Source organism: Bradyrhizobium niftali (assembly GCF_004571025.1).
GTDB classification, from domain to species: domain Bacteria; phylum Pseudomonadota; class Alphaproteobacteria; order Rhizobiales; family Xanthobacteraceae; genus Bradyrhizobium; species Bradyrhizobium niftali.
Map to the genome: position 1 here is coordinate 190,611 of NZ_SPQT01000014.1, position 23,228 is coordinate 213,838.

Sequence of the window (23,228 nt, forward strand, 5' to 3'; positions counted from 1 at the left end):
CCGCATGCAATTTTTCGCGGCAGACAGGATTGCGGCGTGAGCGATTTCGATCAGATGGGAATTGTCGTCGATTGGGTGGATGCCTGCCGGAAGGGCGACCTCGCGACGCTGCTCGACCTCTATGCCGACGACGCCCAGGTCGAATGCATGTGCAACGGCACCCAGCGTTATCGCGGCCGAGGCGAGCTCGAAACCTACTGGGGGCCGCGGCTCAGCGCATTCTCGTCGGCCGGTTTCGGTCTCGAGGAGATCCATCCCGTGCCTGATGGCGTCGATCTCGAATATTCCGTCGCAGGCGCGCTGCGCATTCACGCCTCGTTTCGCTTCAGTGCGGAAGGCAAGATCTACAGCACGCTGTGCGCGCCGGCGCGACAGAACGCGCATCACGGCTGCGCCTGCTAGCTTTGCGCCGGCTCGTCCCGCGTCGTCTCCACGGGCAGACGGCAGCGCACATAGGTTCTTTCATCCGCGCGCAGCAATGACAGCGATCCACTGAGCGCGCGCACGCGCTCATGCATGCCGGTCAGGCCCCGGCCGAAGACGTTGCCTTCGGGAAATCCGCCGCCGTCGTCGGAGATCTCGATGATGAGCGTCTCACCGGCGAGGATCGCCTGCACATGGGCATTGCGTGCTGCGGCATGGCGCAGCACGTTGGTCAGCGCCTCCTGGACTACGCGATAGATGGTCTGGGCCAGCGGCCCGTCGATCCCGTTGAGATCAGGATCGACCGTGGCGGTCAGGCCGATATGCGGGGCCTGCTTGCGAAAGTTCCGGAGCAGCGTTTGCACGCTGGCCTCCAGCCCCAATTCCTCGATGTAGAGCGGCCGCAGCCGGTCGAGGATGCGGCGGTTGGTCTGCTGGAGCGCCTCGACCGATTGCAGCACTTCCTGCGCCGCATTGCCGAGATGTCCCACCGGCGGCGAAGCCTCGATCAGTGCGATCGTGCCGGCGCGGATGCTGAACAGCAGCGGGCCGAGCTCGTCATGCAGCTCGCGGGCGAGATCGCGCCGCTCGTCGTCCTGGAGCGAGACCAGGCGGTGCAACAGGTCGCGATTGTCCTGGCTCAATTGCGCGAGCGTTGCAGCCAGCGCATTGGCCTCCTCGCAGCTTTGCCGAATTTCCGGCGGTCCGCCGACCGGGATCGGCACGGTGTAGTCGCCGCGCCGCATCCGCGTGAGCCCCTGGCCGAGATATTGCAACGGGCGCAGGGCCGATCCCGCGAAGACATAGGCGATGGTGCCGGTGATCGCCATCAGCACGACGACCAGGCTGGTCAGCGCGAGGAAGCCGATCCACTTCTCGAACAGATCGGCCGATAGGTCCGGCAGGAAGACGAGATCGCCGACATGCTTGCCGTCGATCGTCACCGGAGATGTCGCGTCCATGTTCGGGACGGCGAGCAGATCGACGAACCATTGCGGCACGCCATGCGGCTTGCGCAGGCCGTCCGTCGGGGAGGATGCGGGACCCGCCTGCACCGCGCGGAATTGGATATCGGAGGAGGTGTCCAAAGAATGGGCAAAGGCGTCGAGCGTCTGCCGCGGGTTGTCCGAGGCGCGCAGGGTGTTGTTGAGCGCCGCGGCGACCGCTCGGGTCGAATGTCGCCCCGATTCGTTCTCGTCGGCCAGCTGGCCGGTCGCAAAGCTCTGGAGCAGCACGCCGCCCATGACCAGCGCGGCGAGGAAGCTCACCCCGAGCGGAAGAAACAGTTGGGTTCTGAACGACAGATGTTGCCACATTAGGTCAATTCTAACGTGTCCTGGCGGATTTCTCTCTTTCCATTTGTTCCCGCCGGTCTATGAGTCGAAAAACCAGAGAGCGCGCGATGCAAGATACCGCCAAGCCGGCGACCAGGGTTCTGATCGTCGACGACCACCCCGTGGTGCTGTCGGGGTGCCGCACCCTTTTCGCATCCGACCATTCGATCCGCATCGACGAGGCGACGGACGCCAAATCCGGCCATCGCGCCTATATCAGCAAGCGGCCCGACGTCACCGTGATCGACATCAGCCTGCCCGATGTCTCCGGCTTCGAGCTGATGCGGCGGATCCGCAAGGACGATCCCGACGCCAAGATCATCATGTTCAGCATGAACGACGATCCGGCCTTTGTGGTGCGGGCGGTCGAGCTGGGGGCGCAGGGCTATGTTTCCAAGGGCGACGATCCCAGGATCCTGCTGAAAGCGGTGCGCAAGGTGGTCGCGGGCGACAATTTCATCTCGCCGCAGCTGGCGGAGGCCGTGACGTTTTCCGGCGCCGCGATCAAGGCCAATCCGGCCTCGCAGATGACGCCGCGGGAGCTCGAGATTCTCCGCCTGCTCGGGCGCGGCGACAAGATCGTCGAGGTCGCCGAGGCGCTTGGGATCTCCTACAAGACGGTCGCCAACACCACTTCCCTGCTCAAGCAGAAGCTGGGGGCCAAGAACCATTCCGACCTGATCCGGATTGCGGTGGAAATCGGCATGAACTGACGTCCCGCCAGCGACCGAACCGGCTGCTCCAGGGGCAGCGGTTCGGTCAACGGATCCGCGACTCCGCCGGCCGGGCAATGCGTGGCCGACGGCGGACGCCATCCGCCGACATAATGGACTGCGCCTGCCTTCGTTCCTGTCGTGATCAGGACATCCGGAAAAAACGGCAAAGCCGATCCTTGCCGCCAGATCAAAGACGGGATGCAGCGTTTCATTCGCATCGGGAAAAATAGGAACATCTTCCCGGGGTCGTCGTTTTCGCCCTTGACGATGCCGTGACGGCCAACGAAAGGTTGCGCGACCAATTTTAGCGGGCTGGCGTCCCGGACGAGCCAAATCGGTCTGCACATATCAACGACAGACCTTCCAAGAGAGGGCTGCGGCATTGCCGCAGCCCTTTTCGTTGGAATGGGTGCGGGCGGGAAGCGGTTTCCCGATGCCGCAAAACACTTTATGGTGGCCCAAAGCCTCTGGCTGTTAACCAGGAACATCGTGAAATCAAAGGCTTACGGATCGAGCCCAGGCTCGACCGGCCTTTGGAGGGCAGTTTGACTCGTTATATCTCGACCCGGGGCGAGGCCCCCGAACTCGGCTTCTGCGACGTGATGCTGACCGGGCTTGCCCGCGACGGCGGCCTGTACGTGCCGGCCATCTGGCCGCAGCTCTCGGCTGACACGATCGCCGGCTTCTTCGGCCGTCCCTATTGGGAGGTCGCGGTCGACGTGATCCGTCCCTTCGCCGGCGGCGAGATCGCGGACGCCGAGCTCGGTCGCATGGCCAACGAGGCCTACGCCACCTTCCGCCATCCGGCGGTGGTGCCGCTGCGCCAGATGTCGCCGCACCAGTTCGTGCTGGAGCTGTTCCACGGTCCGACGCTCGCCTTCAAGGACGTGGCGATGCAGCTGATCTCCCGGCTGATGGACCATGTGCTCGCCAAGCGCGGCCAGCGCACCACCATCGTGGTCGCGACCTCCGGCGACACTGGCGGCGCTGCGGTCGAAGCCTTCGCGGGGCTCGAGAACGTCGACCTCATCGTGCTGTTCCCGCACGGCCGCATCTCCGAGGTGCAGCGGCGGATGATGACGACGACGGGCGCGGCCAACGTGCATGCGCTCGCCATCGAAGGCACGTTCGACGACTGTCAGGCCCTCGTGAAGGCGATGTTCAACAACCATCGCTTCCGCGATGCGACCTCGCTGTCCGGCGTCAATTCCATCAACTGGGCGCGTATCGTCGCTCAGGTGGTCTATTACTTCACCTCCGCCGTCGCCGCCGGCGCGCCGGCGCGCGCGGTGGACTTCGTCGTGCCGACCGGCAATTTCGGCGACATCTTTGCCGGCTACGTCGCCAAGCGCATGGGCCTGCCGGTGCGCACCCTGCGCATCGCCGCCAACGTCAACGACATCCTCGCCCGTACGCTGAAGACCGGCATCTACGAGGTGCGCGAGGTGCACGCCACGGCGTCGCCGTCGATGGACATCCAGATCTCCTCGAACTTCGAGCGGCTGCTGTTCGAAGCCGGCCGGCACGATGCGGCCGGTGTGCGCCGTCTCATGGAGTCGCTGAAGCAGTCCGGGCGCTTCGTGCTGCCCGACGCGACGCTGGCCGCGATCCGCGAGGAGTTCGACGCAGGGCGCGCCGACGAGACCGAAACCGCGGCTGCGATCCGCGCCGCCTGGCGTGAGGCGGGCGAGCTGGTCGATCCCCATACTGCGGTCGCACTCGCGGTCGCCGACCGCGATACCACCGACACCACGGTGCCCAGCATCGTGCTCTCCACCGCGCATCCGGCCAAATTCCCCGACGCGGTCGAGGCGGCCTGCGGCCAGCGGCCGCAATTGCCGGCCTGGCTCGACGGCCTCATGACCAAATCCGAACACATGAAGGTGATGAAGAACGATCAGGGTGAGGTCGAGCGGTTCGTGCTGTCGGTCAGCCGCGCCGCAAAACAGGGAGTTGCCGGATGAGCGTCGAGATTTCCAAGCTTGCGTCCGGCCTTACCGTCGTCACCGACAAGATGCCCCATCTCGAGACTGCGGCGCTCGGGGTCTGGGCCGGCGTCGGTGGACGCGACGAGAAGCCCAACGAGCACGGCATCTCGCATCTGCTGGAGCATATGGCGTTCAAGGGCACGACGAAGCGCTCCTCGCGCGAGATCGTCGAGGAGATCGAGGCGGTCGGCGGCGACCTCAATGCCGGCACCTCGACCGAGACCACGTCCTATTATGCGCGGGTGCTGAAGGCCGACGTGCCGCTGGCGCTCGACGTGCTCGCCGACATCCTGGCCAATCCCGCCTTCGAGCCCGACGAGCTGGAGCGCGAGAAGAACGTCATCGTGCAGGAGATCGGTGCCGCGCAGGACACGCCCGACGACGTCGTGTTCGAGCATCTCAACGAGCTCTGCTATCCCGACCAGCCGATGGGCCGCTCGCTGCTCGGCACCGCCAAGACGCTGCGCGCCTTCAACCGCGACATGCTGCGCGGCTATCTGTCGACCCATTATCGCGGGCCCGACATGGTGGTGGCCGCCGCCGGCGCGGTCGATCACAAGCAGGTGGTCGCCGAGGCCGAGAAGCGCTTTGCGAGTTTTGAGGGCACGCCGGGCCCGAAGCCGCAGGCCGCCCAGTTCGGCAAGGGCGGTGCCAAGGTCGTGCATCGCGAGCTCGAGCAGGCGCATCTGACGCTGGCGCTGGAAGGCGTGCCGCAGAACGACCTGTCGCTGTTCTCGCTCCAGGTCTTCACCAACATCCTCGGCGGCGGAATGTCGTCGCGGCTGTTCCAGGAGGTGCGCGAGAAGCGCGGCCTCTGCTACTCGATCTACAGTTTCCACGCGCCCTATACCGATACCGGCTTCTTCGGCCTCTACACCGGCACCGATCCCGCCGACGCGCCGGAGATGATGGAGGTCGTGGTCGACATCATGAATGATTCGGTGGAGACCCTGACCGAGGCCGAGATTGCGAGGGCCAAGGCGCAGATGAAGGCGGGGCTCCTGATGGCGCTGGAGAGCTGCTCGTCCCGTGCCGAGCAGCTCGCCCGCCACGTGCTGGCCTATGGCCGGCCGCAGACGGTGCAGGAGCTGGTGGCCCGGATCGACGCCGTCAGCGTCGAATCGACCCGCGATGCGGCGCGTGCACTGCTTTCGCGCAGCCGCCCTGCGGTTGTCGCATTAGGCAGTGGCAGGGGTCTGGACACGGCGGTGTCTTTTGCGGAAGGATTGACCCGGGCACGCGCCAAGGCGCGGCTGCATTAGGAGCCGCGCACGGGCTGACCCGCCCCGGGAAGCATCACCATGGCCCTCTTTCGCCTGCCATCCAGTGGACCCGCCGCCCTCGCGCCGCGCGGCAACGGGCTTTTGCTGCGCGCACCGCAGATGTCGGACTTCCTGCAGTGGGCTCACTTGCGCGAGTCCAGCCGCGACTACCTCACGCCCTGGGAGCCGATCTGGCCGTCGGACGACCTGACGCGCTCCGGTTTTCGCCGCCGCCTGCGCCGCTATTCCGAGGATATCGCCGCGGACCGCTCCTACCCCTTTCTGATCTTCCGGGAGCTCGACGGTGCCATGGTCGGCGGCATCACGCTCGCCAATGTCCGGCGCGGCATCGTCCAGGCCGGCACCATCGGCTATTGGGTCGGCCAGCCCCATGCCCATCGCGGCTACATGACGGCCGCGCTGCGGGTGCTGCTGCCGACGCTGTTCGGCGAGCTCAACCTGCACCGGGTCGAGGCCGCCTGCATCCCCACCAATGCACCCTCGATCCGGGTGCTGGAGAAGTGCGGCTTCTCCCGGGAGGGGTTGGCGCGCCGCTATCTCTGCATCAACGGGGTCTGGCAGGACCATCTGTTGTTCGGCCTGCTGCACGAGGATTTCCGCGGCTGAGCCAGTCGGTTCGTACGGCCAAAGTCTCTGGCGTCCTGCCTTTTTTGCTGCCTTGGGTTCGCCGATTTTGGCGATATAACGCGGCGGGGAAGGCTGGCGATCGGCCGGGTTGTTGTCATGGAGTATGGGCGTTGATGGTGCACGAGCTTGGGTCATCGCGGAATGCGTTGCGGCGGGGGACAGCGGTCGCGCTGGCGTTGTCGGTTGCGTTCGCCTCCGTCTCGCCGGTGGCGGCCCAGTCGTTCAGCGACCGCTTCAAGAGCCTGTTCGGCGGCAAGTCCGACGAGGATCCGGCCCAGCCCAAGCCGGCGCCGGGCCAGCCTGCGGCCGACGACGATCTCGATTGCCCGCAGGTCACGGTGCGCGCCGGAGCCTCTACCTATGCGGTCGGTGCCACCGGCAAGCCGGCCGTCGGCAATGAGGTCCGCTTCCAGGCCACCATCACCAAGATGGCGCGTGAATGCGTCCGCAACGGCGGCGACATCACGGCCCGGATCGGCATCCAGGGCCGCGTCATCGCCGGTCCCGCCGGTGCGCCTGCCTCGGTCGATGTGCCCTTGCGCTTCGCCGTGGTGCAGGGCGGCGTCGGCGAGAAGGTGATCGCCTCGAAGGCCTACCGGACCACGGTCGGGATGTCGGAAGGCGGCAGCGTGCCCTTCACCTTCGTCGCCGAGGATCTGTCCTATCCGGTGCCGTCGGCCGCGACCGCCGATTCCTACATCTTCTATGTCGGCTTCGACCCGCAGGCGCTCTCGCCCGAGCCGAAGGCAAGGCCGAAGAAGAAGTAGGTGGCCGCCAATTCAGCTGTCATGCCCCGCCAACGGGTCTCGCCTTCGGCGAGCCCGATGCAGTGCGCCGCGGCTTCTCCGTGCCTCATTGCTGTCTCTGGAATATTGGATCACCCGCCTTCGCGGGTGATGACATCCAATTTGCAGCCACAGCGTCCGACAAACAAAAAAGCCGGCGCTCATCGCGCCGGCTTTTTGATTGATGAGAGCAAACCCCTCAGTTCAGCTTCTGCCGAACCTCGCTGATGCTCTTGGCGAGCAGGTCGTCGGCGACTTGGCCCTTGACCGACTGCGACAGGATCGTGGAGGCGGCCTGGACGGCGGCTTCCGCGGCTGCGGCGCGGACATCGGCCACCGCCTGGGCCTCGGCGAGCGCGATCTTGCTCTCCGCGGTCTTGGTTCTGCGGGCGACGAAGTCTTCCATCTTCGCCTTGGCCTCGGTTGCGATGCGCTCGGCTTCGACCTTGGCGTTGGCGATGATGTCGGCGGCCTCGCGCTCGGCGGTGGCGCTGCGCGCCTTGTAGTCGGCGAGCACCTTGGCCGCCTCCTGCTTGAGGCGCGTCGCGTCGTCGAGCTCGGCCTTGATGCGCGCGGCGCGATGGTCGAGCGCGGTCATCGCAGACTTGAACACCCCGAGATAGCCGAACACGACCATCAGGATCACGAAGGCGATGGCGACCCAGGTTTCAGGATCGAAGAACATCTCGACTAACCTTTCAGGGACGCGTCGACCGCGGCATTCACTGACGCGGCATCGGGAACGACGCCGGTGAGCTGCTGCACGATCTGGCCTGCCGCATCGGCCGCGATGCCGCGGACGTTGCTCATGGCCGCCGTGCGGGTCGAGGCGATGGTCTTCTCCGCCCCGGCGAGCTTGGCCGCCAGCTGCTCTTCCAGGGCCTTGCGCTCGGCTTCCGCCTGCGCATTCGCCTTGTCGCGGGATTCGTTGCCGATCGCCTGCGCCCGCGAACGCGCCGAAGCGAGTTCGCTTTCATAGGCCTTCAGGGCCGCGTCGGACTGGTCCCTCAGCTTCTGCGCCTCAGCGAGGTCACCCTCGATCTTGTTCTGACGCGCTTCGATCGCCCCGCCGACCTTCGGCAGAGCGAGCTTGGACACGATCACGTAAAGCACGACGAAGAAGATCGCGAGCGACACCAGCTGCGAAGCATAAGTGCTGCTCTCGAACGGCGGAAAGCCACCACCGTGACCGCCTTCGGCCCCGGTGTGGGCGCCCGCCGCTGGACCCTTCGCCCCGCCATGACTCTCAGCCATGGAGTTCTCCTGTTGCTGTCATGCGCGCCGCTTCGGTCGAAGCGGCGCGAAGAACGTCGTCCTCAGAGCGGAACGAACAGCAGCAGCAGCGCGATCAGCAGCGAGAAAATGCCGAGCGCTTCGGTCACGGCGAAGCCGAAGATCAGGTTGCCGAACTGGCCCTGAGCGGCCGACGGATTGCGAACGGCTGCGGCGAGGTAGTTGCCGAAGATCACGCCGACGCCGACGCCCGCGCCGCCCATGCCGATGCATGCGATGCCCGCGCCGATAAGTTTTGCTGCTGCCGGATCCATTTTAGACTCCTTGGAAGAAAGATTGGGTTGTGGGTGGAAATTCCCCGGACCGCTCAGTGTCCCGGATGAATGGCGTCGTTGAGGTAGATGCAGGTCAGGATCGCAAACACATAGGCTTGCAGGAACGCGACCAGAATCTCGAGGGCGTACAGCGCGACCGTGAGCGCCAGCGGCAGCACGCCGCCGACCCAGCCCAGGGCGCCGAGCGAGAAGCCGAGCATGGCGACGAAGCCCGCGAACACCTTCAGCGCGATGTGGCCGGCCAGCATGTTGGCGAACAAACGGACGCTGTGGGAGACCGGCCGCAGGAAGAACGACAGGATCTCGATGAACATCACCAGCGGCAGGATGTAACCGGGGACGCCGTGGGGCACGAAGATCGAGAAGAATTTCAGGCCGTTCTTGGCAACGCCGTAGATCAGGACCGTGAAGAAGACCAGCAGCGCCAGGGCTGCCGTCACGATCAGATGGCTCGAGATCGTGAAGGTATAGGGAATGATGCCGATCAGGTTCGAGACGCAGATGAACATGAACAGCGAGAAGATCAGCGGGAAGAACTTCATGCCTTCCGCGCCGGCGGTCGAACGGATGGTCGAGGCGACGAACTCGTAGGAGATCTCGGCGACCGACTGAAGGCGCCCGGGAACCAGCTGCGCGCCACTGGCAAGCATCAGCAGCGAGATGATCGCCACGGCGATCAGCATGTAGAGCGATGAATTGGTGAAGGCGATCGTCTGATGGCCGATATGGCCGATCGTGAAGAGAGGCTCGATGTTGAACTGGTGGATCGGGTCGATTTTCATCAGCGCGGCATCTCTTGGTCTGCCGGGCAATGCCGGCGGGTCTCGGTCTGCCGGCCGGGCCGGCCCGTACCGGCGAAGCCGGCACGATCATTCCTCTCCTGGTGCGGATCGCTTAAGAACCACCGCGCCTGTTTTGCCCCGCGCCCGCCGTTCTCACCACGTTCACCACGCCGGCGACGAAGCCCAGCAGCAGGAACACGATAAATCCGAAAGGCGACGTCGACAGCAAGCGGTCGAACCCCCAGCCAATCCCCGCCCCGACAACGACGCCGGCGACCAACTCCGAAGATAACCGAAAACCAAGCGCCATAGCCGAAGCTCTGGCCGCTCTGTCTTCACCGTCACCTGCGGGTTGCTCGGTCTTGACGTGGCGGTCGCGAAACTCGGACAACCGCTGGTCAAGATTTCCGAGCCGTTCGGAAAGCGCAGCTTCCTCGGGCGATCTATCGCGATCTCCATTCTCGCCGTGCCCCGTGCCCTGTGTCATGCAACGAAGACCCGAAACGCCGCGGCTGAATGGAAATTACGCCCGCCACCCTCAAAAGCCGCGCGGACCATACTGATGGCCCATAATCAAGTCAAGCCAAGTCACGATTGCGTCGCTTTCCGTTATGTATCTGATTTGTTTGATGATATCGGCCTGCGCGGCAGCGCTGCACACAGCGTGACGCCGCACCGCAGCAGCTCTCCTCATGATCGGTGGACGCGGCCGCCATTTCGCCGGGCTGCCGGGATCAAACGGGCCGCCGGGATCGTTGATTCAGGGCGAGTGTTTTTGGCGGCGGATGGCCTCGCCGGGGTGTAGAATTGGAGATGTGCCACCTGCGCGTCGTGGCGGAGAGTGCGATGAGACCAGCGACGTCCTCCACAACATCATGGTTTGCGGCAGCGGCGCTTGCCGCGGTGATGGCAACCAGCGGCGGTCTCGTTGTCGCCCAATCTGCCCCCGACAGCGAAAACGGCCGCTACAGCATGACACCGATCCCCGAGGGCGTGCTGCGGCTCGACACCCGCACCGGTACGGTGTCGACCTGCAGCAAGAACGGCGCCGGCTGGGCCTGCTACGCGGTGCCCGACGAACGGACCGCGCTCGACGCCGAGATCGGCAGGCTCCAGGCCGAAGTCGAGAAGCTGAAGGGACAGATCGCGGCGGGACCGACCGTGTCGGGCAAGATCGACGAAGCGCTGCCGAAATCCGACCCGCTCAAGAAAGCGGATCCGAAGGTCGCCGAGGGCGACCGCAAGATCGAGATCCCGCTGCCGAGCGACCAGGACTTGGATCGTGTGATGTCGTTCCTGGAAAAGGCCTGGCGTCGGCTGATCGACATGGCCAACCGCGTGCAGAAGGACGTGTCAGGGAAGATTTGAGGACCCTTTCGCGCTATCCACGCGTTGAGCTGTCGTAGGGTGGGCAAAGGCGTTCTTGCGCCGTGCCCACCATGTCTCCACGATGCTGAGAAAAGACGTGGGCACGTCGCTTCGCGCCTTTGCCCACCCTACGGCAGTGTTCGATCAATCGAGATATTTGATGACATCAGCCAAATCCATCACGCGCTCGGCGCCATCCTCGGTGCAAGCCACCAGCATCGCATCGTCGCTGCTCACCGTGCAGACGCCGGGTCGCGGCTTCACCGATCTCACCAGCGAAGCTGCGAAATTCATCAATGAGGCCCGCGCGCGCGACGGCGCGCTGACGCTGTTCATCCGTCACACGTCGGCGTCGCTGACGATCCAGGAGAACGCCGATCCCTCCGTGCTGGTCGATCTCACCACCGCGCTATCCAGGCTCGCGCCGGAGAATGCCGGGTGGACCCACGACACCGAGGGGCCCGACGACATGCCCGGACATATCAAGACGATGCTGACGCAGACCTCGCTTCAGGTCCCGGTCCTGAACGGCAGGCTCGCGCTTGGCACCTGGCAGGCGATCTATCTGATCGAGCATCGCACCCGCCCGCACCGGCGCGAGGTGGTGCTGCAATTCATCGGCAGCAATCAGTAAGGGCTGAAAACAAAACCGGCCGCGGAGACCGCGGCCGGTTGGTGTTGGCTGGTCGCTGCTGTCGATCAGGTCGCCTTGATGTCGACGTCCTTGGTCTCGGGCAGGAAGAAGAAGCCGATCACGACGGTAATCGATGCGAAGATGACCGGATACCAGAGACCCGCATAGATATCGCCGGTCGAGGCCACGATGGCGAAGGCGGTCGCGGGCAGCAGGCCGCCGAACCAGCCGTTGCCGATGTGGTAGGGCAGCGACATCGAGGTGTAGCGGATGCGGGTCGGGAACAATTCGACCAGCATCGCGGCGATCGGGCCGTACACCATGGTGACGAAGATCACGAGGATGAACAGCAGTCCGATGGTCGCCGCCACCTGCGGACGGAAGATGTCGAACGGATGCGCCATCTTCACGATGCCAGCGTCGCCGGTCTTCGGATAGCCGGCGGCCTGCACGGCGGCGAGCACCGCCGGATTGCTGTCCTTGGCGTTGGCGTAGGCAACTTCCTTGCCGTTGACCATCACCTTCACGCCGGAGCCGGCCGCACCCGATGTCGTCGAGTACTTGACCGACGACTGGGCGAGGAAGGCGCGTGCGGTGTCGCAAGGCGCGGTGAAGACGCGGGTACCGACCGGGTTGAACAAGTCGCCGCAACCTGCGGGATCGGCCACCACCTCGATCTTGGCCTGTTCGATGGCCTTTTCCAGCGCCGGGTTGGCGTTGGAGGTGATCATCTTGAAGATCGGGAAGAAGGTCAGTGCCGCGATCAGGCAGCCGCCGAGGATGATCGGCTTGCGGCCGATCTTGTCGGAGAGCACGCCGAACACGATGAAGAAGCCGGTGCCGAGCAGCAGCGACCAGGCGATCAGGAGGTTCGCGGTGTAGCCGTCGACCTTCAGGATCGATTGCAGGAAGAACAGCGCGTAGAACTGGCCGGTGTACCAGACCACGCCCTGGCCCATCACGCCGCCGAGCAGCGCGAGCAGCACGAGCTTGCCGTTCTGCCAGTTGCCGAAGGCTTCCGTCAGCGGCGCCTTGGAGCTCTTCCCCTCGTCCTTCATCTTCTGGAAGATCGGCGATTCGTTGAGGCGGAGCCGGATCCAGACCGAGACGCCGAGCAGCAGCACCGAGACCAGGAACGGAATGCGCCAGCCCCAGGCGGCGAAGTCGGCTTCGCCGAGGGCGGAGCGTGTGAACAGGATCACCAGCAGCGACAGGAACAGGCCGAGCGTGGCGGTCGTCTGAATGAAGGAGGTGTAGTAGCCGCGCTTGCCGTTGGGAGCATGCTCCGCGACGTAGGTCGCTGCACCGCCATATTCACCGCCGAGCGCGAGACCCTGGGCGAGGCGCAGCGCGATCAGGATGATCGGGGCCGCGATGCCGATCGTCGCCGCATTCGGCAGCAGGCCGACGATGAAGGTCGACAGACCCATGATCAGGATGGTGACGAGGAAGGTGTATTTGCGGCCGACGATATCGCCGACGCGGCCGAACACGATCGCGCCGAAAGGGCGGACCAGGAAGCCGGCGGCAAACGCCAGCAGCGCGAAGATGTCGCGGGTGGCCGGCGGATAGGCCGAGAAGAACTGCGCGCCGATGATGCTGGCCAGCGAGCCGTAAAGGTAAAAATCGTACCACTCGAAGACGGTACCCAGCGAGGAGGCGAGAATGACGAACCGTTCGTCCTTCGTCATACCTCCCGCGCCAGCTTGAGACACAGCCATTGTCGACATGTTGAGTCGCTCCCCGAAAATGCGTTTCCTCGCGCCCCAGATGCCCGGTCATGCCGGACCAACCCAGGTCTTGGCTCCAAGGTAACATCGGCGTGAAACCCGCCCCAATACGACTTTCGGCCTTGCACACTGACGCGCGCCTGACCGGGCGGCAGTGCGCAGCCGCGAAGCTGCCGGATTAACCCCTTTGCAGCAAAGGGATAATGTGCACTTGCATGCCACGGCCGGTCAGGGAAGAATTGACCGGCCGTGGCATCGACTCGCCGGCCCGGCGCGAACGACAGCAAGAGAACGATGAACGCTCCCTCGACCCATCTCGTCATTGCCGATGATCATCCCCTGTTCCGCGATGCGCTGCGGCAGGCGGTGGCGAGCGTCCTGACCTCGGCCAGAATCGACGAGGCCGGATCGTTCGAGGATCTGACCAAGCTGCTGGAACAGACCTCCGACGTCGACCTGATCCTGCTCGACCTCTCGATGCCCGGGATCTCCGGCTTTTCCGGCCTGATCTATCTGCGCGCGCAATATCCGGCGATCCCGGTGGTGATCGTCTCGGCTTCCGACGACAGCGCCACGATCCGCCGCTCGCTCGATTTCGGCGCTTCCGGCTTCATCCCGAAGCGTTTCGGCGTCGAGACGCTGCGCGACGCCATCCTCAAGGTGATGGAGGGGGACGTCTGGGTTCCCGCCGACACCGACCTGTCGGCCGCCTCGGACCCCGACATGACGCGCCTGCGCGACCGCCTGGTGACGCTGACGCCGCAGCAGGTCCGGGTCCTGATGATGCTGTCGGAGGGGCTGCTCAACAAGCAGATCGCCTACGAGCTTGGCGTCTCCGAGGCCACCATCAAGGCGCATGTCTCGGCGATCCTGCAAAAGCTCGGCGTCGAGAGCCGGACGCAGGCGGTGATTGCCGCTGCGAAGATCGCCGGTGGTCAGTGGCGCCAGGGCACGCCGACGGGCTGAGAGCCGTTACAGCGTCTTCAGGCGCGCGCTGGCAGCCCTGATATCAGCCGTTTCCGAGCCTTCGGCGAAGCCGTCGAGCGCCGATTGCAGCAACAGCTTTGCTTCCTTGCGGCGGTGCTGGTCGGCAAGAAGCTCCGCGAGATCGATCGCCGCTCGCAACACCCAGGCCTTCGCGCCGTTGCGACGGCTCAGCTCCAGCGATCGCATGAGGTGGGTCTCTGCTTCCCCGATCTTCGGCTGCGGGAAGGACAGCAATACCCTTGCCTTCATCCGCAGCAGCTCCGGCATGTAGAGATGATCGCCCACTTGATCGACGAGGCGGATCGCCTCGTCGATCAAGTGGGCGCTCTGCTCGACCTGCCCCAGTGCCAACAAGCCTTGCACCAGCGCAATGTTGAACGTCGTGGTGAGAAGCTCATAGCCGGAATCATGGAGCTCGCGCAGGCAGGCCCTTATCGTCTCGACGCCGCCTGCGGCGTCGCCGCGCCGGATGGCCAGCTCGCCTTTGACGCCGCGGCCGACCGAGAGATAAGGGCCCATCGAACGCGAGGTGGCATGCGCGATGAAGTGGTCGATGCTCGCTTCCGCATCGTCGAGCTGTCCGCTCCAGAGATCGATCGAGACCAGCCAAATCAGCGCGATGCAGAGCGTGATCGGATGGTCCATCTGCGCGGCCTCGGTGACGGTCTGTCGCGCCAGCTGCCGCGCATCCAAGGGCCGGCCCTGCAGCCAGAGCTCTCGCGCGAGCGAGATGCCGGCCCGGTTGCGGTGATCGAAGCCATGGACCGTGCTGATCCGTTCCGTACCCGGACCCTGCCAGGCCGCCTCCAGCATGTTCAGCGCGTCGCGATGCTCGCCGGCCAGATGCAGCGAGACACCCAGGAGCGAGTGGGCGAGCCCGATGGACGCGGCATCGCCCAGCGTCTCGGCGACTGTGAGGCTCTGCCGTGCGTAACCAAGCGCGGCATCGAACTGTCCCATCCGCTCGTGGAAGATATGCATGCGGCCGAGCAGCTGAAGCTGGTTCGGCGCGTCGCCGCGCGCCTGCGCGATCGCAAGGCTTCTGCTCAATGCGCCGCGCGCCGCTTCGCTGCCGCCGCGCGTGAACATCAGGGTCAGTCCGAGGGCGGCCTGGATGTGCATTTCTTCGGCGCCGCCGTGCGTGGAAGGATCGATCGCAAGCAGCGCCCGTTCCGACCAGCGCCGGCATTCGATCAGCAATGACATCGCGAGAAAGATGGGAGCTGCCGCGGCCGCGAGCGCAATACCGATGCCCGCATCGCCGTTCGCGCCAAAGCACCAGTCCAGCGCGGCGCGCACGTTGTGAAGCGCGGAGAAGTGGATCGCGCGCTCGTCGGCGCTCGGCACCGTCGCCCATGTCGTACCGGCCTGTTCCAGCCACCGCCGGTAGTAGGTCGCGTGACGGGCCGCGAGCGCCGCGTCATCAGGCTCGATCTCGAGCAGGTAGGCGCGCGTCGTGTCGAGCAGCCGGTAGCGCATCATCGCGCCGATCGGTCGCGGTGCGACCATCGACTTGGCGACGAGGCTGTCGATGGCGTCGAACAGGCGGGCGCGGTCGACACGGTCGTCCGGCACGACCTCGAGCGCGGCGTCGATGGTGAAATGGCCGGCGAAGACCGCGAGCCGGCGCAGCACGAGGCGCTCGATGTCGGACAGGAGCCCGTAGCTCCAGTCCAGCGTCGCCTGCAGTGTCTTCTGCCGCGGCGGCGCGGTGCGCTGCCCCTGCCACAGCAGATTGAGGCGTTCGTCGAGCAGCGCCGCCGTCTGCTCCAGGCCGTAGGCCTCGACTCGGCCGGCGGCGAGCTCGATCGCCAGGGCCATGCCGTCGAGCCTGCGGCAGATGCCGGCGACGATCGCAGCATTGCCATCGCCGAGCGCGATCTGCGCGCCGCCGGCAATCGCCCGTTCGAGGAACAGCTGAAGCGCGGGATAGGTCTGTGCGGCGGCCGCCGTCAGTCCGGCACCGTCAGGCGGAACGGCAAGCGGCGCCAACCGATAGACCTGCTCGCCCTCGACTCGCAGCGCTTCGCGGCTCGTGGCCAGGATATGGACATGCGGCGCGGCGTGGAAGATCTCCGCCGCCAGTGGCGCTGCGGCGGCGATGACGTGCTCGCAATTGTCGAGGATGAGCAGCATCCTCTTGTCCCGGAGATGCGCGAGTAGCGCGGGCATCGGGTCGTCGTTCTGGGCCGGCAGACCCAGCATCAGCAGGATCGAGGTGATCACGAGATCGGGATCGCTCAGAGCAGCAAGGTCAACAAAGTGTGCGGCGTCGGCGAAGGTCTCGAGCAGATCGTGAGCGACCGCCACCGCAACGGCGGTCTTGCCGACGCCGCCCGGGCCGACGATCGTGATGAAACGCGAGGCGATGAGCCTGTCCGAGATGGCCGCGACCACTTCGTCGCGTCCGACCATCCGTTGCAGCCGGTTCGGCAGTTTCACGGGCGGCAGTTCCATCCGCGGTGCGGGGCGCCGCTCTGCCGGAATGTCCGTTTGGGAGATCGGCGCCACGAAGCAATAGCCGCGGCCGGAGAGCGTGGTGATGTAGCGGGCGCCGTCCTTGCCGTCGCCGAGGACTTTACGAAGCGCTGCGACATGAAAGCGCAGATTGGCCTCCTCGACGGCCATGCCGGGCCACACCAGCGCCATCAGATCCCACTTGCTGACGACCTCGTTCGGCCGCGACATCAGCGCGATCAGCGTGTCGAAGGCCTTCGTGCCGAGTGGCAGCGCGACGCCGTCGCGCGTCACCAGCCTTTCGCGCGGCGTCACGGTGAATGGCCCGAACGACAGGGGTCCTGCCGTAGGCGCAGCCGGCTCAGTCATGGCGAGATCTTGGTCCTTGTGAACGGACCGGATAGCCAGATGATCGCGATCCGGCAAGGCCGCTCCTGCATCGGCATCAGACCGCGCATGCAGGCCTCATGAGCCGCGCAGGCGGAGATCTCACAACTTCTCACAAGTCCAAACGGGTGCCCCGCGACAGCCGCTGCTAGTCAGTTGCGCGACGGCAAGGAGACCTTCATGACGCAAGCGGCAAAACTGCTCTACACGGCCCGAACCCACACCAGCGGCGGGCGGCAGGACGGCATGTCCCGCAGCTCGGACGGCCGCCTCGATGTGCGGCTCTCTCCGCCGGGCGGCGCCGGCATCGGCACCAATCCCGAACAGTTGTTCGCGGCCGGCTGGTCGGCCTGCTTCGAAGGCGCCATGGAGATCGCGGCGCGCAGGCGGAAGATCACGCTTCCCAGGAAATGCGCGATCGACGCGGAGATCGACCTCCTTCTCGATGAAGGCGCTTACTCCCTCCGGGCCCGCCTCAACGTCAGCCTGCCGGGCCTCGATCGCGAGGTCGCACGCGACATCGTCGATGAGGCGCACCAGACCTGTCCCTATTCCAAGGCCGTCCGCGGCAACATCGACGTCGCGGTCGCGCTGATCTGACCAGCGTCCCCGACCATCAACAAGGTAGCACCATCATGAAACAGCTCATCGACCAGCATCGCCGCAAGTTTTTTGGCATCGCCGCGGGAACCGTTGCCGCGGGTCTCGGCGTGATCGACCTCGCCCGCGCCGAATCGGAAGCGCCGCGATCCTCCGCATCGAATGCGTCCTTCGGCACGATCAAGCAGATCGATGCCGGCGTCCTCAATGTCGGCTATGCCGAGGCAGGTCCGTCGAACGGTCCCGTCGCGATCCTGCTGCACGGCTGGCCCTACGACATTCACGCCTTCGTCGATGTCGCGCCGATCCTGGCAAAGGCCGGCTATCGCGTCATCATTCCTCATCTGCGCGGATACGGCACGACGCAGTTTCTCTCCGGCGAGACGCTGCGCAACGGCGAGCCGGCAGCGCTCGCCGTCGACATCATCGCGCTGATGGACGCACTCGACATCAAGAAGGCGGCCATCGCCGGCTTCGACTGGGGCGCGCGCACCGCCGACATCATCGCCGCGCTGTGGCCGGAGCGCTGCCGCGCGCTGGTGTCGGTCAGCGGCTACCTGATATCGAGCCAGGCCGCTGGAAGCGCCCCGTTGCCACCGGCAGCTGAGTTGCAATGGTGGTACCAGTTCTATTTCGCGACCGAGCGCGGCCGCGCCGGATACGAGAAGTACACGCACGATTTCGCAAAACTGATCTGGAAGCTCGCCTCGCCGCAGTGGAAGTTCGACGACGCCACCTTCAACCGGAGCGCGGCGTCGCTCGACAACAAGGATCATGTCGCGATCTCGATCCACAATTACCGCTGGCGGCTCGGGCTCGCCCAGGGCGAAGCGAAATACGAGGAGATCGAAAAGAAGCTCGCGGCGGCCCCGCTGATCAGCGTGCCGACGATCACGATGGAGGGCGACGCCAACGGTGCGCCGCACCCCGACCCCAGCGTCTATGCCAAGAAATTCTCCGGCCGGTACGACTATCGCCTGATCACCGGCGGCATCGGCCACAATCTGCCGCAGGAGGCACCGCAAGCCTTTGCCAAGGCCGTCATCGACGCCGACGGCGCCTGAGGATCCGCCGGCACCTCGGTCCAGCCGGGCTGGACCGGGGCCCATCCTTTGATCCCAGCTTGATGAAACCTCATGACGCCAACTGAACCTGCCAAGAAAAGATTCTCCTTCACTACGGTGATGGTGCTCGCCGCGCTTCTTCTGGTCGTTCTCCTGACCTGCGTGCCCTACCTCGTCTCGATCGCGCTGGCGGAGGGCCCCGCGACAGCCGATGCCTCGCCGATCTTCGGCGTCACGATTCCCGCGGGCTACAAGCAGTGGGAGCTGATCGCGCCGGCCGAAGAGGCCGCACCGCTCGACGAGCTTCGCGCGGTCGTCGGCAACCAGGTGGCAATCGACGCCTATCAGGCCGGAAAGCTTCCGTTCCCGGACGGCATTATTCTGGTCAAGCGCGCCTGGAAGCGGAAACAGTCACCGGAATTCGCGTCGGCAACGATTCCCGGCGCGGCTACCACGGTCCAGGTGATGGTCAAGGATTCCAGGAAATATGCCTCCACCGGCGGCTGGGGTTTTGGCCGCTTCGTCAACGGCAAGCCGGTCGACGAAGCGCAGCACCGCACCTGCTTCGCCTGCCACGAGGCTCGCGCGAAGGGCCGCGATTACGTCTTCACCCGTCTCGCGCGCTGAGTTGCGAAAGCGGGGCCGGGCGCTCGCCAACAGGCCGTCTTACTCCGCCGCCACCATCTGCTGCGTGCGCCACTGGCCGAGCAGGGCGCGCAGCGAGGCCGGCTTCACCGGCTTGTTCAGCACGGCGATCTTCTCCTCGCGCGCGGCCAGCTGCACGGCGGGGCTGCGGTCGGCGGTGATCAGGATCGCAGGGATGGCGTCGCCGAAGCGGCGGCGGATGTCGCGGATCGCGGCGATGCCGTTGCCGCGGTCGAGGTGATAGTCGACCAGCAGCCCGGTGACGCGCTTGCCCGCAGCTTCGATCGCGGCGATCGCGCCTTCGGGATCGGCGACCGCGATCACCTCGGCGTCCCAGGCTTTCAACAGCGTGCGCATGCCGTCGAGGATCGCCGCATCGTTCTCGATGCAGACGATCAGCGCGCCCGCGATCGGCGCGCGCGCCAGCGGCGTCGCGCTGGTCACGGCGGCGGTGAGGGTGATCGCCTTCGCCGTCGGCACCGTCACCGAGAAGACCGAGCCGCCGCCCACATTGGAGTCGATGGCGATGCCGTGGTTGAGCACGCGCGCCAGCCGTTCGACGATCGAGAGGCCAAGGCCGAGACCGCGCGCGATCCGCGCGCCCTGCTCGAGGCGGTGGAACTCCTTGAAGATCTCGCCGCGCTTGACCGTGGGGATGCCGACGCCGGTGTCGTAGACGCAGATCTTGAGCGAGGCGCCGCGGCGGCGGCAGCCGACCAGCACACGGCCGCGCGGGGTGTATTTGATCGCGTTGGAGATCAGGTTCTGGAGCAGGCGCCGCAGCAGGAGACGGTCCGACTCCACCGGCAGCGAGCAGGGCACGAAGGTGAGATCGAGGCCCTTGGCGCGCGCGATCGGAGCGAATTCGATCTCCAGCGAGCGCATCAGATCGGCCATCTTGAAGCTCGAGATCGAGGTCGCCATCGCGCCGGCGTCCAGCCGCGATATGTCGAGCAGCGCGCCGAGGATTTCCTCGATGGCCTGGAGCGATTCGTCGATGTTCTCGACCAGCCGCGTCTCCTCGCCGCTGTGCTGGCGTTCGACCAGGCTGGTGACATACAGCCGCGCCGCATTCAGCGGCTGGAGAATGTCGTGACTGGCGGCGGCGAGGAACCGCGTCTTGGAGATGCTGGCGTCTTCCGCCGTGCTCTTGGCCAGCGCCAGCTCGGAGTTCAGCCGGGTCAGCTCCTCGGTGCGGTCGCGCACGCGCTTTTCCAGCGTCGCGTTGGCGCGCTCCAGCGCTTCGGCGGCCTCGAAGGTGGGCGTGACGTCGGTGAAGGTGATGACGAAGCCGCTGCCGGGCATGCGGTTGGTGAGCACCTCGATCACCATGTGGCGGTCCGGCAGGCGCTCGAGATAGGGCTCGCTGTCGATGGTATACGCGGCAAGCCGCCGCTCCAGCATGGCCTCGCGCTCGACCGGGTCGGCCGGATTGCTCACGTCCATGAATTCCAGGATTTCGCGAAGCGGCGTGCCGAACTGGATGAAATGCGGTGGCACGTTGAGGAGATCGCCGAATTGCCGGTTGGAGCAGATCAGTTGCAGGTCGTCGTCGAACACCGCGATGCCCTGGCGCACATGGTTGAGCGCGGTCTGGAGGATCTCGCGGTTGAAATGCAGCGCCGCATGGGAATCGTCGAGCAGTTTCAGCGCGGCTTTGGCGGAGACCGTCCGCTTGCGCAGCAGCAGCGACATCACGAGGCGCGAGGACGCAGCTCCAATCGAGGAGGCGATCAGGTGCTCGGCGTGCTGCAGCAGCTCGAAATCGGCGGGCGCTGCCGGCTCGAGCCGCATATTGCGCCGCGCCGAGAAGGCCTCGAACGAATGCCGGGCGCGGTCCGGGCCGAGATATTGCGCCACCGTGGTCTGGATGTCCTGCACGGTGACGGTGGTGCGCCAGCGGCGGAAATTCGGGGAGATCGGCGCGAGCGTGTTGGGCACGAACAGATCGGCCTGCACCAGCTCGATGGACGAAGGCCGCCGTGCCAGCGACAGCAGCACATAGGTGAGGATGTTGAGCGACAGCGACCAGATGACGCCGTGCATCAGCGGCGGCAGGTCGGCGCCGAACAGCGCCTGCGGCCGCAGCGCCTCGATGCCGAACGGGCCGTGCTGGAGCAGCAGGATGCCTGCGGTCGAGGAATCCATGAAGCTCGGAATGAACAGCGTGTAGAGCCACACCACGAAGCCGACCAGCATGCCGCCGATCGCGCCGCGCGCGGTCGCCCGCCGCCACAATAGCCCGCCGAAGAAGCTCGGCGCGAGCTGGGCGATTGCGGCAAAGGACAAGAGGCCGATCGCGACAAGCTGGGTGTTGCCGAGCGCGCGGTAGTAGAAATAGGCCATCACCATGATGGCGAAGATCGCGAGCCGGCGCGAGCGCAGCAGGAAGTCGCTGAAATCGGCGCCGCCGGTGCGTCCCTCCGGCCGCCGTTGCAGCACCAGGGGCACCACGAGGTCGTTCGAGACCATGATGGAGAGCGCGACGCATTCGACGATCACCATCGCGGTTGCCGCCGACAGGCCGCCGACGAAGATGGCGACGCTGAGCAGATCCGCGCCGCCCTCTATCGGCAGCGCCAGCACGTACATGTCGGGGTCGGCCGTGCCGAAGGGAAAGCTGACGAGGCCGGCGATCGCGATCGGGATCACGAACAGGTTGATGGCGACGAGATAGAGCGGAAACAGCCAGCGCGCGCGGCCGACCTCGGCATCGGAGGAATTCTCCACCACGCTGACATGGAACTGGCGCGGCAGCAGCATGACCGCGCACAGCGACAGCAGCGTCATGGTCAGGAAGTTGCCGATCGACGGCGAGTAGTTGATGGCGCGCACCGCCTCCGGCGTCTTCATCGCGCGCTCGATCAGTTCATGCGGCGAGAACATCCAGAAGGTGACGAAGATGCCGGCGGCGAGGAAGGCGACCAGCTTGACGATGGATTCGGTCGCGACCGCCAGCATCAGGCCGTGCTGATGCTCGGTGGCGTCGGTCTGCCGCGTGCCGAACAGCACGGCGAAGGCCGCCATCGCCAGCGTCACCATCAGCGCCATGTCGCCGAGGATCGGGATGTGGGAGAAGGCCTGATCCTCGCTCAGGATCGTCTCCAGCGAGGAGGCGACCGCCTTGAGCTGGAGCGCGATGTAGGGCACCGAGCCGATGATCGCGATCAGCGCCACGGTCGCCGCCACCGCCTGGCTCTTGCCGTAGCGGGCGCCGATGAAGTCGGCGATCGAGGTGATGTTGTGGGCCTTGGCGAGCTGGATCACGCGGCGGAGTACGCCGGCGCCGAGCCCGATCATCAGGATCGGGCCGACATAGATGGCGAGGAAGTCGGTGGACGTGCGGGTGGCAAAACCGACCGAGCCGAAGAAGGTCCAGGAGGTGCAGTAGATCGCCAGCGACAGCGGATAGATCAGCCCGGAGGCACGTCGGGGCCCGGCCTGCGCGCGGCGGTCGCCATGGCTCGCCACCAGGAACAGGAAGCCGATATAGCCAAAGGCGGCGGCAATCACGCCCCAGTCGTGCAGCATGGCGAGCGTGCTTCTCCCTGGGCGCGGCGGCGCCCGATCTCATTTTCCCTGCAAATCTAGCGCGTTGGGTGGGCGCAAGCGACAGCGAAATGCCGGGCCCGGGGCGGGAACTGGGGTTGTCGTTAAGTTGGTCGCTTGAGGCTCACCGAGAGAGTCCCCGTGTGGCACCCCCCCTCCCTGACCCTCCCCCGCAAGGGGGGAGGGAATGGAGAGAACGTCGCTTGTTGCGACAAAGGCGACACCAACACGGCGTCGAGCAGTTGCGCTTAATCAATGTGAGGCAGCCACAACCGTCTCGCTCCCTCCCCCCTTGCGGGGG

22 protein-coding genes are annotated in these 23,228 nt (G+C 65.7%); 13 read left to right on the plus strand and 9 right to left on the minus strand.

The features are described from left to right. The first annotated feature begins 36 nt into the window (after positions 1-36). Positions 37-402: a nuclear transport factor 2 family protein gene (locus E4K65_RS23950; protein ID WP_135176248.1), complete on the plus strand. Its 366-nt coding sequence runs from the start codon at positions 37-39 to the stop codon at positions 400-402. On the opposite strand, the gene E4K65_RS23955 is transcribed toward E4K65_RS23950, so the two are convergent. After that, positions 399-1,739, minus strand: a complete 1,341-nt coding sequence (locus tag E4K65_RS23955; protein ID WP_135176249.1) for a histidine kinase — start codon at positions 1,737-1,739, stop codon at positions 399-401. The two genes, E4K65_RS23950 and E4K65_RS23955, sit on opposite strands and share 4 nt — an antisense overlap. Before the next feature lie 86 nt (positions 1,740-1,825). On the opposite strand from E4K65_RS23955, the gene E4K65_RS23960 reads away from it, so the two are divergent. The 5 genes from E4K65_RS23960 to E4K65_RS23980 all read left to right on the plus strand — a co-directional run bounded on the left by E4K65_RS23960 (position 1,826) and on the right by E4K65_RS23980 (position 7,138). Beyond that, a complete protein-coding gene (locus E4K65_RS23960; protein ID WP_008139927.1) occupies positions 1,826-2,470 on the plus strand; it encodes a response regulator transcription factor in 645 nt (214 codons plus the stop codon). A 548-nt stretch (positions 2,471-3,018) separates the two neighbouring features. Further along, positions 3,019-4,437: a threonine synthase gene (thrC, locus tag E4K65_RS23965; protein ID WP_167771082.1), complete on the plus strand. Its 1,419-nt coding sequence runs from the start codon at positions 3,019-3,021 to the stop codon at positions 4,435-4,437. Beyond that, complete coding sequence (locus E4K65_RS23970) at positions 4,434-5,723, plus strand: M16 family metallopeptidase (RefSeq protein WP_135176251.1); 1,290 nt, start codon at positions 4,434-4,436, stop codon at positions 5,721-5,723. Before thrC ends, E4K65_RS23970 begins: the two co-directional genes overlap by 4 nt. A gap of 39 nt (positions 5,724-5,762) precedes the next feature. Continuing rightward, positions 5,763-6,350: a GNAT family N-acetyltransferase gene (locus tag E4K65_RS23975; protein ID WP_011084002.1), complete on the plus strand. Its 588-nt coding sequence runs from the start codon at positions 5,763-5,765 to the stop codon at positions 6,348-6,350. 134 nt (positions 6,351-6,484) lie between these two features. Continuing rightward, entirely contained in the window at positions 6,485-7,138 is a 654-nt protein-coding gene (locus E4K65_RS23980; RefSeq protein WP_135176252.1) for a hypothetical protein, read from the plus strand. Between the two features lie 217 nt (positions 7,139-7,355). On the opposite strand, the gene E4K65_RS23985 is transcribed toward E4K65_RS23980, so the two are convergent. The 5 genes from E4K65_RS23985 to E4K65_RS24005 form a co-directional block, all read right to left on the minus strand. Further along, positions 7,356-7,841, minus strand: coding sequence for a F0F1 ATP synthase subunit B family protein (locus E4K65_RS23985; RefSeq protein WP_011084004.1), 486 nt, complete (start codon positions 7,839-7,841; stop codon positions 7,356-7,358). Positions 7,842-7,846: 5 nt separating this feature from the next. Further along, a complete protein-coding gene (locus E4K65_RS23990) occupies positions 7,847-8,410 on the minus strand; it encodes a F0F1 ATP synthase subunit B family protein (RefSeq protein WP_135176253.1) in 564 nt (187 codons plus the stop codon). 62 nt (positions 8,411-8,472) lie between these two features. Continuing rightward, complete coding sequence (locus E4K65_RS23995; protein WP_007599451.1) at positions 8,473-8,703, minus strand: F0F1 ATP synthase subunit C; 231 nt, start codon at positions 8,701-8,703, stop codon at positions 8,473-8,475. 53 nt (positions 8,704-8,756) lie between these two features. Further along, on the minus strand, positions 8,757-9,506 hold the full coding sequence (locus E4K65_RS24000) for a F0F1 ATP synthase subunit A (RefSeq protein ID WP_135176254.1): 750 nt from the start codon (positions 9,504-9,506) through the stop codon (positions 8,757-8,759). 112 nt (positions 9,507-9,618) lie between these two features. Then, complete coding sequence (locus E4K65_RS24005; RefSeq protein ID WP_092186451.1) at positions 9,619-9,993, minus strand: AtpZ/AtpI family protein; 375 nt, start codon at positions 9,991-9,993, stop codon at positions 9,619-9,621. 75 nt (positions 9,994-10,068) lie between these two features. Here E4K65_RS24005 and E4K65_RS47425 point away from each other — a divergent pair, with 75 nt between their 5' ends. The 3 genes from E4K65_RS47425 to E4K65_RS24020 all read left to right on the plus strand — a co-directional run bounded on the left by E4K65_RS47425 (position 10,069) and on the right by E4K65_RS24020 (position 11,508). Next, entirely contained in the window at positions 10,069-10,311 is a 243-nt protein-coding gene (locus E4K65_RS47425) for a hypothetical protein (RefSeq protein ID WP_167771083.1), read from the plus strand. Between the two features lie 41 nt (positions 10,312-10,352). Beyond that, positions 10,353-10,874 (plus strand): hypothetical protein, encoded by a 522-nt coding sequence (locus E4K65_RS24015; protein ID WP_167771084.1) that lies wholly within the window; start codon positions 10,353-10,355, stop codon positions 10,872-10,874. A 160-nt stretch (positions 10,875-11,034) separates the two neighbouring features. Then, on the plus strand, positions 11,035-11,508 hold the full coding sequence (locus E4K65_RS24020; protein ID WP_025575187.1) for a secondary thiamine-phosphate synthase enzyme YjbQ: 474 nt from the start codon (positions 11,035-11,037) through the stop codon (positions 11,506-11,508). A gap of 65 nt (positions 11,509-11,573) precedes the next feature. Here the strand turns inward: E4K65_RS24020 and E4K65_RS24025 are convergent, their stop codons facing one another. After that, the gene (locus E4K65_RS24025; protein WP_025575188.1) at positions 11,574-13,199 is read right to left on the minus strand and encodes an MFS transporter; all 1,626 of its coding nucleotides are present in this window, start codon (positions 13,197-13,199) and stop codon (positions 11,574-11,576) included. A 333-nt stretch (positions 13,200-13,532) separates the two neighbouring features. Between E4K65_RS24025 and E4K65_RS24030 the strand changes: the two genes are divergently transcribed. Next, the gene (locus tag E4K65_RS24030; RefSeq protein ID WP_025575190.1) at positions 13,533-14,204 is read left to right on the plus strand and encodes a response regulator; all 672 of its coding nucleotides are present in this window, start codon (positions 13,533-13,535) and stop codon (positions 14,202-14,204) included. 6 nt (positions 14,205-14,210) lie between these two features. Here the strand turns inward: E4K65_RS24030 and E4K65_RS24035 are convergent, their stop codons facing one another. Continuing rightward, positions 14,211-17,051 carry an ATP-binding protein gene (locus tag E4K65_RS24035; RefSeq protein WP_135176257.1) on the minus strand — a complete coding sequence of 947 codons (2,841 nt, stop codon included), beginning with the start codon at positions 17,049-17,051 and terminating at the stop codon, positions 14,211-14,213. A 198-nt stretch (positions 17,052-17,249) separates the two neighbouring features. Between E4K65_RS24035 and E4K65_RS24040 the strand changes: the two genes are divergently transcribed. From E4K65_RS24040 to E4K65_RS24050, 3 genes are all read left to right on the plus strand, one after another. Next, positions 17,250-17,669 carry an organic hydroperoxide resistance protein gene (locus tag E4K65_RS24040; protein WP_135176258.1) on the plus strand — a complete coding sequence of 140 codons (420 nt, stop codon included), beginning with the start codon at positions 17,250-17,252 and terminating at the stop codon, positions 17,667-17,669. A gap of 35 nt (positions 17,670-17,704) precedes the next feature. Beyond that, a complete protein-coding gene (locus E4K65_RS24045; protein ID WP_135176259.1) occupies positions 17,705-18,733 on the plus strand; it encodes an alpha/beta fold hydrolase in 1,029 nt (342 codons plus the stop codon). A gap of 72 nt (positions 18,734-18,805) precedes the next feature. Further along, positions 18,806-19,360 carry a cytochrome P460 family protein gene (locus tag E4K65_RS24050; RefSeq protein ID WP_135176260.1) on the plus strand — a complete coding sequence of 185 codons (555 nt, stop codon included), beginning with the start codon at positions 18,806-18,808 and terminating at the stop codon, positions 19,358-19,360. Between the two features lie 39 nt (positions 19,361-19,399). Here the strand turns inward: E4K65_RS24050 and E4K65_RS24055 are convergent, their stop codons facing one another. Next, positions 19,400-22,909, minus strand: coding sequence for a PAS domain-containing hybrid sensor histidine kinase/response regulator (locus E4K65_RS24055; protein ID WP_135176261.1), 3,510 nt, complete (start codon positions 22,907-22,909; stop codon positions 19,400-19,402). Positions 22,910-23,228 lie beyond the last annotated feature (319 nt).